Raw genomic sequence first — 14094 nt, forward strand, 5'->3', positions numbered from 1 at the left:
GCACGGATTGGTCGATTTTTGCCGGTCATTATCGAGCCCGGATATGTGCGCCGCAAAAGCTCGGGGATGTTAATGTGCTGGTTCTTTACCCTCAAGAAATATTAAATTTGTCCCGGATGAGAACCTTAGACTGCGGCATATTTTACGAATGGGAATACGATAAAGATTTTGTGTCTATCCTCTCGAACGAATTGAAGTCGGCAAATCTGTCGAATAAGATTTTCGCGCGGGACGAGTTTGGTCCCGTTCTCGAGAAGCTGCATCGCAAAACTCTGGCGTTCAGAACAATTGTCGACCGTGCATCGGACGTTGATGACATCTGTGAATCGATAGTGAATTTTCATAAGTGCCGTCAGGGCTTCGTCTTGAATGATCCCGAAAAAGTGCGCCATTCTTCCGACAAGGCTTCGATGCATCTCGAATTTATGACGGCCGGAGTTTACGTCCCTTATACAATCATAATCTCGCCGTATAATGCTCAACAGGAGATCAAGCTGAGCATTGATGAACTGGCTTGCCTGGGCAGGCCGTTCATAATCAAGCCGGCGAATACAACCGGCGGAGGGATCGGCGTCATCACCGGTGCTGAAAGCCTGCGTGAAGTGATAGATACCCGGCAGCACAACAAGGACGACAAGTATCTCCTGCAAAGAAAAATTGAGCCTACGATGCTCGAAAATCGACGCGCCTGGTTCAGGCCGTTTTATGTGTTTGGGAAAATCTTTATTTGCTGGTGGGATGATCGGTCCCATGTTTACTTCGAGACGTCGAACTCTGAGATCGAAAAACATAACCTTCAGGAGATCGAGAGAGTTGCGAGGAAAATTCATGACGTGTGCGGGCTGGATTTTTTTTCAACCGAGATTGCACTTTCGACTTCAGGGCAATTTATTGTCATTGATTATGTCAATGAAATGTGCGACATGCGAGTGAAGTCAAATCACTTTGACGGCGTTCCGGATGCCGTCGTTGAAGCAATCGCGAAGCAAATAGGATTTGGATTATCGAATCAATGTCATAAGGAGTAAATGATTAAACCTGAATTAGCAGATGAAGGCCGCTTTGATGATGCTGTGTTCTCCGTCGTAGACGTCGAAACAACCGGCTCCGTGGCATCGGGAGAAAGAATGATAGAATTCGCAGCTTATAAAGTCCGTAATGGCAGAATTGTCGACGAATATACCACTCTGCTGAATCCCGGCAGACATATTCCGAATTTCATCCGAAACATGACCGGCATAAGCAACGAAATGGTTTACGACGCTCCCTCGTTCGGAGAAGTTGCCGGCAGGATATACGATTTTTTGTCGGAGACGATTTTTACCGCCCACAATTCACACTTCGATTACTCCTTCGTTAGAAACGAAATGGCGATGGCAGGGTTCGATTTTGATATGCCGCAGCTTTGTACCAGGAAATTGAGTTCTAGAGTTTTCCCGCAGCTTCCAAGGAAAGCACTGGATCATGTATGTCGTCACCTTGGAATAAAAATAAGTGCAAGACATCGTGCGTATGGCGATGCACGGGCGACTGCACATTTGTTGATAGAATTGCTGGAGTTGATTGCCGAACGACACGAGGTCGTTGGAGTTGATGAGCTTCTCCGCTTTCAAAATGTCTCGGCGAGTATTGATCGCCACAAAAACCAGAATGTCTTCAAGAATGCAATGATGAGGGCGCCGAATTTACCGGGTGTTTATAGAGTTCATGGTGCTGACGGTGAGATTGTTTATGCAGGCAAGGCGAAGAATCTAAAACTCCGACTTGCGTCTTACCTCACGCAAAATGAAAAAGATTCAACGAAAGTCAGGAAGATGATTCAGGAAGCGAGGGGGATCGAGTTTGAAATTGCCGCGTCCGAGTTGGCCGCGTTCATGAGAGAACTCCAGCTTATCAGGCAACATCAGCCCAAGTTTAATTCTTTGCTGGTGAACCCGAGGCGGTTCCCGTTCATCAAGCTCTCGACCGAAAGCAAGTTCGACACATTGGATGTTGTCTATGAATTGGACGGAGCCGGAAGATATTATGGACCGTTCGAAAATTCCTTCATTGCCGAACAAGTTCTCTTAGCCGCCGACAAATATTTTAAGCTGGTAAAATGTGAAAATGATTTCGCCAGGCCGTTCGATCCTTGTCTTTATTTCCACATCGAAAGATGCATGGCCCCATGCCGGGGGGATATCGGCATTTCTGAATATGAAAGGGAAGTCGAGGCGGTCGAAGAGTTTCTTTCGGGATCGTTTGAGAAACTGACATCCGAATTGAGGCTGAAACTCGATGAGCTTTCAAAGAAGCTTGAGTTCGAGGAGGCGATTGAGATGAGAGATTTGATTGAGGTCCTTGAAAAAACCTCTTCTCGCTTGAAACTCCTTGATGGTCCGCTAAGCAGGGCGAATTTTGTCTGCGGCTGGCTTCGTGAAAATGAGTATGAACTTTACGCCGTGCGGCGTGGATTCCTGACAGGGCCCAAAGTTGCTGCCGATGCTGAACTCGAGTCCGGATTGAAACTCCTGCTCAGCGGGTCTCCTATTGCGGGTGATTTTGTCCCCTTGCGAATTATTCTGAACTATGCGCTAAAAAATCCTCAAGGTTTTTTCAAGATCGACGCAAAGGGAACGGAGTCTGAGCTGGCCCAAAAAATAAAAACCGCTGTCGGTCACGTCTCAACAGCGGTTCACAAATAAAGATTGCTCTAATATTTTACAATTGGCTCAAATATTTCTTCGCCTGAGTAGCGTCTTTGGAATTCGGATATTTCTGGCCGAGCGATTCCCAGGTGGATCGTGCATTATCTTTGTCGCCCAATCGCACATAAGCCAGTCCGAGCATTAAGTACGCATCCTCTGCCTTCCAGCTTTTCTGATAGCTAGTAGTCTTCTGAAATTCCTTTACAGCCTTGTCATAGTGTTTGGTAGAATAGTAAGCCATGCCGAGCCAATAATGAGCATTGCTCATTAAGGGGTCATCGACTGAACTTGCAGTCAAACTTTCCAGCTGGGGAGTTGCTTGTTTATATTTCCTTGCTAGACAAAGTTTTACCGCCGCATCGTAAGATTTCTTGAATTCGGTGTTCGACGTGACCGGAGATACAGTCCCCAGTTTTTCGGATTCGGCTCCTTTTGCCATCAAGTCGCGATTAATTTGTTTCTGGACGGCAAGTTCAGAATCCAGCGCGCTGACGCGGGCCTGCAGATCCTGAAGATCCTGCCACTGCTGGCTGCTCTGTCCGAGCTTCGAGGTGATATCGGCCACCTTTGCATTCAAAGCCTTCTTGTCCTGGTCAAGCTGCGCATTCGTTTTTGTCAATTGGTCGTTATCGGCCTGTAATCTTGCATTTTCCGTGCGTAAGGAATCAATCACCGAATCCGGCGGTGTTTGACCCGAATCCGTCGTCTGCACTTCGCTTCCACAGCCGCTGAGAACCAGGTTTGCTCCGAAAAGGAAAGCGATTAAAAGAAATGATGCCCCTTGCAGTAACTGTTTCATATATTTTCCTCCTCGATTTTAGTTAACGAGTCGAATGAAATTAGATAAAGCTGGCTTAAAAGTCAAGAAAATCGACCCCGAATTTTTCCTGCTCGTTTTGCTGACGCCGAGTAACTTGCGGATGGCTTTTATCGCCCTCTTTAGATAGATTTAAAATAATTTTAAAAACGGCGGAGTAATTTATTTGTTCGGGAAGTCGGTTCCACAAGTCGCTGAATTTCATATCTCACGAAAGGCGCGGGAACGTCTCAATTTTGATGACTCTCTCTTCGCATCGTCGGGCGATGTTATTTTCCCGAATTTTCGGGCTATCCAGAGTTTTGCAGACAAGATTAATGCAGAAAGCTTTCGAGCGAGAGGTTTTAGAAGAGACTCATCGGTCTCTCCCGGCGAGATTAGCGCGATGGGGCTATTCCATGAAGTGCTCCATTTTGTGATCAATTCCTATGTAGATGAAATCAGTCCCAAGGCGTTTGTTCATCTTGAGGATCATCTGAAAAAAAGCATCGGTGCTTCGGAGTTTGAGGACGCCGCTCACAAGTTTGTTGAATTATTTCCCCCGACTTCGGTATATCGAGGAGAAGAATCGGTTGATGAATATCTCCGCAAATCGGATGGCGGCAAATCGAATCGCCAGATGATTTTGGTAGAATCAATTTTGCTCTGGTTGGAAAATCTTAATCCCGCATTCGTTTCAATCTCCTCGCTCATCGATGATAAAGAACTGAAGAGCGAATCGAAGTATGACCGTATCATAGCTGATGCAGACAAGTTCTTTGATACGCAGCCCACATTCTCATCAGTAGGACCGCCGCTTTTAAAAATGCTTCGCGCTCCGATGGAGGTTCATCCGAACTCGATTTCCGAACAGCTTCAGTTCATTGCAAAACATTGGGAGAAAATTCTATCGAAATCCCCGTTTCTTCTCAGGCTCCTTACAGCGGTCGATATTTTAAAAGAGGAGGGAAAATATTTTTTGATGCTTGCCCAATCGCAGGCGGATAAGAGTAAAGTTCCAAAAGTTAGCCACTCTCAATTCGGCGGCCTGGGTGAAAGTGTGTATCAGAGTGTCCCACAATTCAGAGGACAGGAGTTTGAAAGCGAAAATTTCAGCGCTGACTTGAACTGGATGCCAAACGTTGTGTTGATCGCAAAGAGCGCATTCGTCTGGCTCGACCAGTTGAGCAAGAAATATCGAAGATCGATCACAAGACTTGATCAAATCCCGGACGAAGAGCTCGATATTCTGGCGAGTCGCGGATTCACCGGACTATGGCTGATAGGAATTTGGGAACGAAGTCATGCATCAAAAAGGATCAAGCATCTCAATGGAAACATCGATGCGGTTGCCTCCGCTTATTCACTAAACTCATATGATGTTTGCTCGGATCTTGGCGGGGACGCTGCGTTCGCGAATTTGAAGGACCGGGCAATGAAACGCGGCATCCGATTGGCGAGCGACATGGTCCCGAACCATATGGGAATTGATTCGACATGGGTAATAAATCATCCCGATTGGTTTCTGAGCACAGATTATCCTCCCTTTCCGAATTACACCTTCAACGGACCTGATTTGGGCAATGACGATCGCGTAGGAATATTTATCGAAGATGGATATTGGACAAAAAAGGACGCGGCTGTCGTATTCAAGCGGCTTGACCGTTGGACGGGAGACGTAAGATATATTTATCACGGCAATGATGGTACACACATGCCATGGAACGATACCGCGCAGTTGGATTTCACAAGACCCGAAGTCAGGGAAGCAGTGATCCGGACGATATTGCACGTCGCACGGAAGTTCCCGATCATTCGCTTTGATGCAGCCATGGTGCTGGCGAAGAAGCACATTCAGAGACTCTGGTTTCCCGAACCGGGAACCGGCGGAGCGATTCCTTCCCGCTCGAACTGCTCCATGACAAAGGAGCATTTCGATTCCGTTATTCCGAATGAGTTTTGGCGAGAAGTTGTCGACCGCATACAAAAGGAAGTTCCGGATACGCTGCTTCTTGCCGAAGCATTCTGGCTTATGGAGGGTTATTTTGTGCGCACGCTCGGGATGCATCGTGTTTACAACAGTGCATTCATGAACATGCTTAAGCGGGAAGAGAATGCTAATTACCGGCAGGTAGTAAAAAATGTTTTGGAGTATAATCCGCAAATACTTAAACGCTACGTAAACTTTCTAAATAATCCCGACGAAGAAACTGCGATTGCACAATTCGGAAAAGACGATAAATATTTTGGGGTATGTCTGATGATGGCGACTATGCCGGGACTTCCGATGTTTGGACACGGACAAATCGAAGGGTTCACCGAAAAATACGGCATGGAATACAGCCGCGCTTACCGCGATGAATCTCCTGATAACAATCTTGTGTCGCGGCACGAGCGGGAGATATTTCCGCTGCTGAAAAAGAGACGCCTCTTCAGCGAAATGGATAATTTCCTGATGTATGACCTTGCCTCAGGAGACGTTAACGAAGATGTCTTTGCTTACAGCAATCGATTCGGCGACGAGGGATCTCTTGTGGTTTTTAATAATCGTTATTCGCAAGCCGCGGGGTGGATAAAAAATTCCGTAGGCTTCCGCGACAACAATGGGAAAGTCGTCCAAAGAACTCTCCAGGACGGACTCCAACTCAAGGGAGGCAAAAACGATTACTTGATTTTTGAAGATGTGACGACTCATCTCGAGTACATAAGGTCGGTAACATCGTTAAAGAGGGATGGACTCTATGTCGAGCTTGGCGCGTACAAGTACAACGTGTTTATGAATTTCCGGGAAGTGCGTGCTACCGACTATAAACCTTATGGTGAATTATGCAGCGCGTTGAACGGCAAAGGGACTAGTTCGATTGAAGATGCTCTTCAGGATTATAAGCTGCGGGATGTCCACGCCGCTTTTTATGAAGCCATGAACGCGGGGAGCTTAAGGCACATTGTGGGCGGCACTGAAGATGGAAGGCTAAGAAAAGAGAGGGAAAAGGTTCTCGCAGAAAAGAGTGAGAAACTTATTTCTGCAGTCTCGGCATATGAACATCTGAAGGGTAGTAAGACCGGCGCGAACAACGAGATGACCGAATTTCGTGTGCTGCAAGATTTGAGAAAGATTCTGGATGAGTTGAAGGCTCAGAGTCTGAGCGCCAGACTTCCATCAATAGAAGATTCCCTGTTCGGATGGCGGGTGATAATTCTCTGGCTTTTGCTGGATCGAATTAAAGAGATTTTCTTCGACGAAAGAAGAGTCATTCATCCTTTTGAAGATTGGCGCCTGATTCCCCAAGTCGTATCATGTTTTCGCGAACTTGGCTTGGAAGAAAGGCTTGCGGAGTATGAATCGAAGATAGTAGGAGAAATGATCGAACTCATCGGCAACGAGGAAAATACCAGTCTTCTCCAGATGATTATCCGGGCAATGAAGAGAGATTCCTTTCGCGGTTTGATTGGCGTGAATGTTTATGATGGAATAAGTTGGTTCAACAAAGAACGGTTCGAAGATTTTCTAGGTTATTTGACATTAGCCGTACTGATCAAGGAAATTGCCGGTATATCTAAGAAAAAATCGGACGCGATAAAACCAGTTTTAAAGAACACAGTTAATGCTTCGTCAAGGATTGAAAGATTAGCGGCAAAAACAAATTACAGGCTTGATGATTTTTTCGAAGCGTTGCTTGACTTTCAGAAGATTCCTAATAAAGTGAGGTTTTGATGCAGCTTACTTACGTGGACTGGATTGTTATAGCTCTTTACTTCGCCTTTAACCTGGGTGTGGGGCTCTACTATCGGAAGAGGGCGACACAAAGCGTGAGTGATTTCTTCGTCTCCGGCAGAAACGTGGCATGGTGGCTTGCCGGGACGTCGATGGTCGCGACAACCTTCGCTGCCGACACTCCGCTCGCGGTGACCGGACTCGTCGCACGAAACGGCATTGCGGGAAATTGGATATGGTGGAGCATGTTGTTCAGCGGGATGCTGACTGTGTTCTTTTACGCACGTCTATGGAGAAGGGCAGGCGTGCTTACGGACGTCGAGTTTGCGGAAATAAGATACGGTGGTAAGCCGGCGAGTTTTCTCCGCGGCTTCAGGGCGTTGTACCTGGGATTGCCGGTAAATTTAATCATCATGGGCTGGGTCAATCTCGCAATAGTAAAAATCATGATGCTCACACTCGGAATTTCCAAAGTTGAGGCTCTTGGTGTCGCGATCGTGATAATGTTCATAACGGCGTCCATCTCCACTTTGTCGGGCCTGTGGGGAGTTCTTGTCACCGATCTCTTCCAGTTTGTTTTGAAAATGGGGATGGTGATCGTACTGGCAATATTTGCGGTACAGGCCACCGGCGGAATGGGCAGTTTGATATCGGGATTGCATCAAATCGACCAAACAAGACAAGCAGCTTTGCATACGGGAACACCGCCCCTTCATGGTACGGGCTCGATTTTGTCTTTCGTTCCTGATCTAAGCTCGGCGTGGATGCCGATGATAACCTTCTTTGTCTATATCGCGGTCAATTGGTGGGCCTCCTGGTACCCCGGCGCCGAGCCGGGCGGAGGCGGATATATCGCCCAAAGAATTTTTTCCGCCAAGGACGAGAAGAACTCGCTTTTAGCCACCCTGTGGTTCAACATCGCCCATTATGCGCTCCGTCCGTGGCCCTGGATTATTGTCGCGTTAGTCGCGGTCGTCAGATTGCAGCATGACCCAAATTTCATCGGCGATCCGGAGTCGGGTTACGTTCGGATCCTTGTTTCGGACTTGCCTGCGTCGCTTCGCGGGTTAATGCTCGCAGCGTTTGCGGCAGCGTATATGTCGACAATCGGCACTCAATTGAATTGGGGAGCAAGCTATGTCGTTAATGATTTTTACAGACGCTTCCTGGTTAAGAAGAAAAACGAGAAGCACTACGTGAGCGTGTCTCAGCTGGCCACTTTAGTTTTGATGGTGCTATCTGCGATCGTGACTTTTTATATGGATTCAATTGCCAATGCATGGAAGTTCCTTATCGCTCTCGGCGCCGGCACAGGCCTGGTTTATATTCTTCGATGGTTCTGGTGGAGGATAAATGCATGGAGCGAGGTATCTGCAATGGCGGCAGCGTTCGTGACTTCACTCACGCTGCAATATTATTTCCATATGAGTGATTCTGAGCCGCGAGAGTTTGCCTACCTCGTTTTGATTACTGTGCTTGTTACAACTGTCATTTGGTTTGCAGCGACTTTTCTAACTGCTCCGGAGAAGAAGGAAGTCCTTACGGCGTTTTATCGGCGGGTTCATCCTAGTGCAAGGCTGTGGGGTCCGATTGCAGAAGAGGCAGCCGACGTCCGGCCCGACAAAGATGGAATTTTCAACCTGATAGATTGGTTATGTGGAGTAGCGATGATTTATTCAGTTCTCTTTGGAACAGGCGACATAATTTTCGGCAAAACTTTGGTCGGCACACTCATGGTTTTTATCGGCATTGTTTTCGGATCGGTGATTTTTATCGATTTGAATAGACGCGGCTGGGCGTCGCTGAGTAAATAGGGAAAGTCTGGATTTTGAATTAATAGCCCGAATTGCGCGCCGTACTGTTTCAATCAAAAAGTACCTTGAAACGCCAAGCACCTCCCGCCAAGAATCATCTGAATGCCGGAGTCAGGCTTCATCTTGATCACAAGAAAGACTGCCCTCTGCGGCATCACGGCCCGACCTGTTAACGGCATTTTGTTTTCCCATTGGTATCAGTTCCTGGCACAACTTTTACTGTCAAATGACGAAGATCGAAAATTATTCAAATGTCGATTGAAGAACACATAAAGAATCTAAGACGCGAATATTCCGGCGAGCCGCTTGACGAGGCCATGGTTGATCCTGATCCGTTTCGGCAATTTGAAGAATGGTTTAATGAGGCGATCGAGTCGGAGATATCCGATCCGCATGCCATGGTCGTCGCAACCGTTTCGCAAACGGAGAGACCGTCTGCCCGGGTCGTTCTGCTTCGCGGCATTGACGGAAACGGATTTGTATTTTATACCAATTACAGGAGCCGTAAGGGCGTTGACATTCTACGAAACCCAAATGTCGCTGCGGTTTTTTTTTGGAGCGAATTGCATAGGCAGGTTCGCGTTGAAGGCTCGGTTGAAAAGGTAAGCTCTCGAGAGTCCGATAATTATTTCCATTCCAGACCGCGAGAGAGTCAAGTTGGGGCCTGGGCCTCGATCCAGAGTGAAATAATTTCGGATCGAGAAGAGCTGGATAGACATTTCAAAGAATACGAGAGGAGGTTTGAAGGCAAGCTTGTACCGCGACCTGACAGCTGGGGAGGATTCAGGATTATCCCGGAGGTCTACGAATTTTGGCAGGGGAGACCGAACAGATTGCACGACAGAATCCTTTACAAGCTTGATAAATCTGGCGGATGGAAAATAAGCAGGCTTGCACCGTGAGGCACACAATGCAAAGCCGGATTTCCCAGCGCTCCACTGACCGCGTGCAAATTTTTCAGTGCGAAGAGCGGTCGAAAATAATGTTCATGCGAATCGACCAATTTGCATCATCGTTCCTTTTGCAGTAGGAAGAAACTGGCAGTGACATTTTTCACAGTAATAGATCTGGAATTTTCACTTTTTATTCCACAATTTAAAGCAAAGAGTGGCTACCAAGTTATTTATCATAATCGGCTTATTGATTATTGCGTTCGTTTTATCCGCGAGCGAAGTGGCGCTCTATTCACTGATTCGCATCCACCATTTCGGAGTAAGCACAAGCGAGTCTTCGGAAGGTGAAATATCTTCACGCTTGTTTAAATCACCGCAGCTTTTGTTATCGACCATCTTGGTATCCAATGCGATTGCCGTTTTTTTATTTTCTCTGTTGGGCGCTTCTCTTGCCGTCGAATTCGCGTCGCGATTCTCTATCAACAAGACTATCGTTCTCTCGATTGAAGTCGTGGTGTTCTCCGGACTGCTGATCTTATTTGCAGACACGGTTCCAAAAATTGCCGCGTCGCGCAATCCGAGACTCGTTGCCCGCGCCACGCTGCCGCTTCTTGCAATCCTTTTGCTGGTGGAAAGTCCGATTGTTTTTCCGTTGAACTCTTTGCTTACAAGAGTAAACCGGAGAAGGAAAAAAGCGCAGGTAATTATCGACGATGATAGATTGAAAACGCTTTCGGAGATTGCTGCAACTACCGGAGTTATGGATGAAAACGAGGCCCAGCTGCTGAAGAAGATAGCCTTTTTTGGAGAAAAGACCGTGAGCAAGGCAATGACACCGAGATCGGAAATAATTAGTATTTCTGAAGATTGTGAGTTCAGGAAGGTACTTAAAGTGTTGGAACGTTGTGAACATTCCAGGCTCCCGGTCTATTCCGGTATGCCGGAGAATGTTGTCGGTGTGCTGTATGCGAGGGATTTTTTGAGTGTCTTCAGAAAGCAGACTTCTCGAAAAGAATTTCGCGTGAGCGCTGTGATGCGGAAAGCGTTGTTTGTTCCGGAGACCCAGTCGCTCGAAAAACTCATCGAGGCTTTCAGAGAAAACAGAGTCCACATAGCTTTGGCGGTCGATGAGTTTGGCGGCTTGGCAGGAATCGTAACTCTTTCAGATGTTGTGCGCGAAATTTTCGGATCGAGTGCCGAAGAACCGAAAGAGAGTCAGCGAATAATTAAGCTCCATGAATCGACCTATGCGGTTAAAGGGTCGACCCGATTAGACGAGATTGGAGCAGAAATAAAGGGATTTGATCCTGGAGAAAGATCGACCGAAACGGTCTCTTCGCTGTTGACCGAAATCCATGGTCATGTGCCGAGATTGGGAAGCAGGATAAAATTCGGCAATTTTGAATTTGAAATCGAGCAGGCAACTCCAAAAACTGTTTTGCAGGTCAAGCTTCATCAGTTGAATTCGATGCCGGTCGTTGAAGATGAATAGAACCAAGAATATCGTTTTTCTTTCCGGATTCATGGGAAGCGGCAAAAGTACTATAGGGCCACGGCTGGCGAAAAAACTTGGCTATGATTTTATAGACGTGGATTACGTTATCGAGGAGAACGAGGGGATCACCATCCCGGAAATCTTCGCAAGTCATGGCGAAAAACATTTCCGAACCCTGGAAAAAGAAATACTGACTGTCATTTCGAGGGAGAGGAACAACATCGTGGTCGCTCTTGGCGGCGGTACCTTGACACACAAAGATAATAGGGAGCTCGTAAAGAAAGACGGCATACTGATTTATTTGAAGGCGGCTCCGGAAGAAATTCTCGAGCGGGTCGAAGGCGGGAAAATTGATCGTCCGATGCTTCTTGCAGCGGATGGAAGGAAATTGTCAGGAAAAGAGCTTTCATTGAGAATTGAATCGCTCTTAAAAGAACGCGAGGAACATTACACCGAGGCCAGCATAATAATAGAAACTTCGGGAAAGAGTGTCCGCGGAACAATAGAGGAAATAACCTCAAAACTAAAAGGTAAAATCTTATGAAGGTGTTGGATTATCGTATCAATTCGCTGCGGGTACCGATCTACTTAGGAGACTCGGCCGCTCAGATTGCCGTGCAGCTTCGTTCAGTGACCAAGCCTGCTGTCGTGGTAGACTCAAAGGTGGCGGATATCCACAAGGATCTGATAAATGAGATCGGAAGTACGAATGGCAGTGTGATTGTTGTTTTTCAGGCCACCGAGGAAAATAAATGTCTCGAGAAAGTGCAGGAGATACTGACATATTTCCTGGAAAGAAATATCAAACGAGATTCAACGCTGTTCGCAATTGGGGGGGGGATAACAGGAGACATGGCGGGATTTGTGGCCGCTATTTTCCAGCGCGGAATAAATTACGTGAATGTTCCGACGACCCTTCTCGCGATGGTGGACAGCTCGATAGGGGGAAAAGTTGGTGTAAACCACGACCTTGGAAAGAATATGATCGGTGCATTTCATCAGCCTGTTTCCATAATCATGAACACGAAATTTCTGGAAACTCTGCCGAAAGATGAGCTTGTCTGCGGGCTGGGTGAAATCGTAAAGTATGCGGTTCTGCGAGGGGATCGCTTTTTCGATTTTCTGGAAAAAAATTACTTGAAATTACTCAATAAAGACCAGAAAACTTTCGAAAGAATGATCAAGATGTCTATTGAGACAAAGAGGCTTTTCGTGGAAAGGGATGCGAAAGAGTCCGGCATCAGGGCGCACCTAAATCTGGGTCACACAATTGGACACGCGATCGAAGCCGCGGCGAAATACAACAAGTTCAAACACGGCGAGGCAGTGCTGATCGGTCTAGTCGCTGAGTCCCATATAGCGATGCACATGAAACTTCTCCGTCCGACAAATTTCGAGCGAATACTAAAGATGGTGCGGCAAATTGCGCCGAGAAGAGAAGACAAGGTTGTGCTTGAAGATGTCGTGAGTCACTTGAAGTATGACAAGAAAGTGAAGGCGGGAAAGGTAAGATTTGTGCTGCCAACAGGAATCGGGAAAGTAGTGATCCGCGATGATGTGGCCCACAGGAATATTGTCGACTCAATAAAGTTTGTCGCAGATGACGGGCTGTTGAGTCTAAATTAATTTTGGATTTTGAATCCTCGATTTCGGATTCAAGGCTTAACGTTTAGAATTTAGAATAACAGAATGACAACTTATAAACAAAGCGGTGTTAATATAGACGAAGCGGAAGAGCTCGTAAGAAGGATCAAGCCGCTCGCAAAGAGGACGTTTAATAAGAATGTTTTGTCGGAGATAGGATTCTTCGGAGGCTTTTACAGCGGTAAGTTTTCGGGATATCGGAATCCTGTGTTAGTTTCGAGCGTCGATGGAGTCGGAACAAAGGTCAAGATCGCGATTGAAATGAATAAGCATGATACGATCGGTCAGGATTTGGTCAATCATTGCGTGAATGACATCGCAGTGGGCGGGGCGAAACCGCTTTTCTTCCTGGATTACTTTGCGTGTGGAAAGTTAAATGTTGATGTTGCCGAACGAGTCATCGAAGGATTGTCAACCGCGTGCAGAGAAAATGGACTTGCTTTGATCGGTGGAGAAACGGCGGAGATGCCGGGAGTTTATTCGGAAAACGACTATGACCTTGCGGGGACCATCGTCGGAGTTGTGGACAAATCGAAAGTGATCGACGGCAGCAAAGTCAGAAAGGGAGATGTGCTGATCGGAATCTCATCCGCTGGGTTGCACACGAATGGATATTCGCTTGCGAGGAAGACTCTTCTGTCAAAATATAAAGTTGATAGTTACGTTGACGAACTTGGAGAGACAGTCGGTGAAGCGTTGATCAGAACACACAGGTCCTATTTCAAGATAATCGAATTTGCCGTGAAAAAATTTTCTATTCATGGCATGTCCCATATCACCGGCGGTGGAATTGCAGGAAATACGGTCAGGGTAGTTCGCGCACCGCATGAGTTCAAAATATTTTGGGAAAACTGGGAACCGCCTGCGACTTTTGAACTGATACAGTCGATAGGAAACGTCCCCGATGAAGATATGAGAAGAACTCTGAACATGGGCGTAGGGTTGGTGTTGATCGTTCCGAAAAATGAATCTGACGCTTTGATTGCGGGCTTGAAGAAGAGAGGGGAGAAATGTTTTGTTGTTGGGGAAGTGATGAAATAGAAGGGCGAG

General features: G+C 46.8%; 10 protein-coding genes. 9 read left to right on the plus strand and 1 reads right to left on the minus strand.

Annotated features, from left to right (window positions below):
• Positions 1–116: 116 nt before the first annotated feature.
• Positions 117–1028 (plus strand): hypothetical protein, encoded by a 912-nt coding sequence (locus VLX91_13050; protein HUI31132.1) that lies wholly within the window; start codon positions 117–119, stop codon positions 1026–1028.
• Positions 1029–2684, plus strand: a complete 1656-nt coding sequence (locus VLX91_13055) for an exonuclease domain-containing protein (GenBank protein HUI31133.1) — start codon at positions 1029–1031, stop codon at positions 2682–2684. It abuts the gene before it with no gap.
• 16 nt (positions 2685–2700) lie between these two features.
• On the opposite strand, the gene VLX91_13060 is transcribed toward VLX91_13055, so the two are convergent.
• Positions 2701–3486: a tetratricopeptide repeat protein gene (locus VLX91_13060; protein ID HUI31134.1), complete on the minus strand. Its 786-nt coding sequence runs from the start codon at positions 3484–3486 to the stop codon at positions 2701–2703.
• A 184-nt stretch (positions 3487–3670) separates the two neighbouring features.
• Between VLX91_13060 and VLX91_13065 the strand changes: the two genes are divergently transcribed.
• From VLX91_13065 to purM, 7 genes are all read left to right on the plus strand, one after another.
• Entirely contained in the window at positions 3671–7198 is a 3528-nt protein-coding gene (locus VLX91_13065) for an alpha-amylase family glycosyl hydrolase (protein HUI31135.1), read from the plus strand.
• The gene (locus tag VLX91_13070) at positions 7198–9012 is read left to right on the plus strand and encodes a sodium:solute symporter family protein (GenBank protein HUI31136.1); all 1815 of its coding nucleotides are present in this window, start codon (positions 7198–7200) and stop codon (positions 9010–9012) included. Before VLX91_13065 ends, VLX91_13070 begins: the two co-directional genes overlap by 1 nt.
• Positions 9013–9263: 251 nt before the next feature.
• Positions 9264–9914 carry a pyridoxamine 5'-phosphate oxidase gene (gene pdxH, locus VLX91_13075; GenBank protein ID HUI31137.1) on the plus strand — a complete coding sequence of 217 codons (651 nt, stop codon included), beginning with the start codon at positions 9264–9266 and terminating at the stop codon, positions 9912–9914.
• 205 nt (positions 9915–10119) lie between these two features.
• Positions 10120–11397, plus strand: a complete 1278-nt coding sequence (locus VLX91_13080; GenBank protein ID HUI31138.1) for a hemolysin family protein — start codon at positions 10120–10122, stop codon at positions 11395–11397.
• Positions 11390–11944: a shikimate kinase gene (locus tag VLX91_13085; protein ID HUI31139.1), complete on the plus strand. Its 555-nt coding sequence runs from the start codon at positions 11390–11392 to the stop codon at positions 11942–11944. The genes VLX91_13080 and VLX91_13085 overlap by 8 nt, the downstream gene beginning before the upstream one ends.
• Positions 11941–13026 carry a 3-dehydroquinate synthase gene (aroB, locus tag VLX91_13090; protein ID HUI31140.1) on the plus strand — a complete coding sequence of 362 codons (1086 nt, stop codon included), beginning with the start codon at positions 11941–11943 and terminating at the stop codon, positions 13024–13026. The genes VLX91_13085 and aroB overlap by 4 nt, the downstream gene beginning before the upstream one ends.
• Positions 13027–13089: 63 nt before the next feature.
• A complete protein-coding gene (gene purM / locus VLX91_13095) occupies positions 13090–14085 on the plus strand; it encodes a phosphoribosylformylglycinamidine cyclo-ligase (GenBank protein HUI31141.1) in 996 nt (331 codons plus the stop codon).
• Positions 14086–14094 lie beyond the last annotated feature (9 nt).

The organism is Candidatus Acidiferrales bacterium (genome assembly GCA_035515795.1).
Taxonomy (GTDB): domain Bacteria; phylum Bacteroidota; class Ignavibacteria; order Kryptoniales; family JAKASW01; genus JAKASW01.

What these genes read in the sequence shown, in the direction of transcription:
- purM (HUI31141.1), top strand. Translation starts at nt 13,090, where the DNA reads ATGACAACTTATAAACAAAGCGGTGTTAATATAGACGAAGCGGAAGAG.
- VLX91_13070 (HUI31136.1), top strand. Translation starts at nt 7,198, where the DNA reads ATGCAGCTTACTTACGTGGACTGGATTGTTATAGCTCTTTACTTCGCC.
- aroB (HUI31140.1), top strand. Translation starts at nt 11,941, where the DNA reads ATGAAGGTGTTGGATTATCGTATCAATTCGCTGCGGGTACCGATCTAC.
- pdxH (HUI31137.1), top strand. Translation starts at nt 9,264, where the DNA reads ATGTCGATTGAAGAACACATAAAGAATCTAAGACGCGAATATTCCGGC.
- VLX91_13085 (HUI31139.1), top strand. Translation starts at nt 11,390, where the DNA reads ATGAATAGAACCAAGAATATCGTTTTTCTTTCCGGATTCATGGGAAGC.
- VLX91_13050 (HUI31132.1), top strand. Translation starts at nt 117, where the DNA reads ATGAGAACCTTAGACTGCGGCATATTTTACGAATGGGAATACGATAAA.
- VLX91_13060 (HUI31134.1), bottom strand. Translation starts at nt 3,486, where the DNA reads ATGAAACAGTTACTGCAAGGGGCATCATTTCTTTTAATCGCTTTCCTT.
- VLX91_13055 (HUI31133.1), top strand. Translation starts at nt 1,029, where the DNA reads ATGATTAAACCTGAATTAGCAGATGAAGGCCGCTTTGATGATGCTGTG.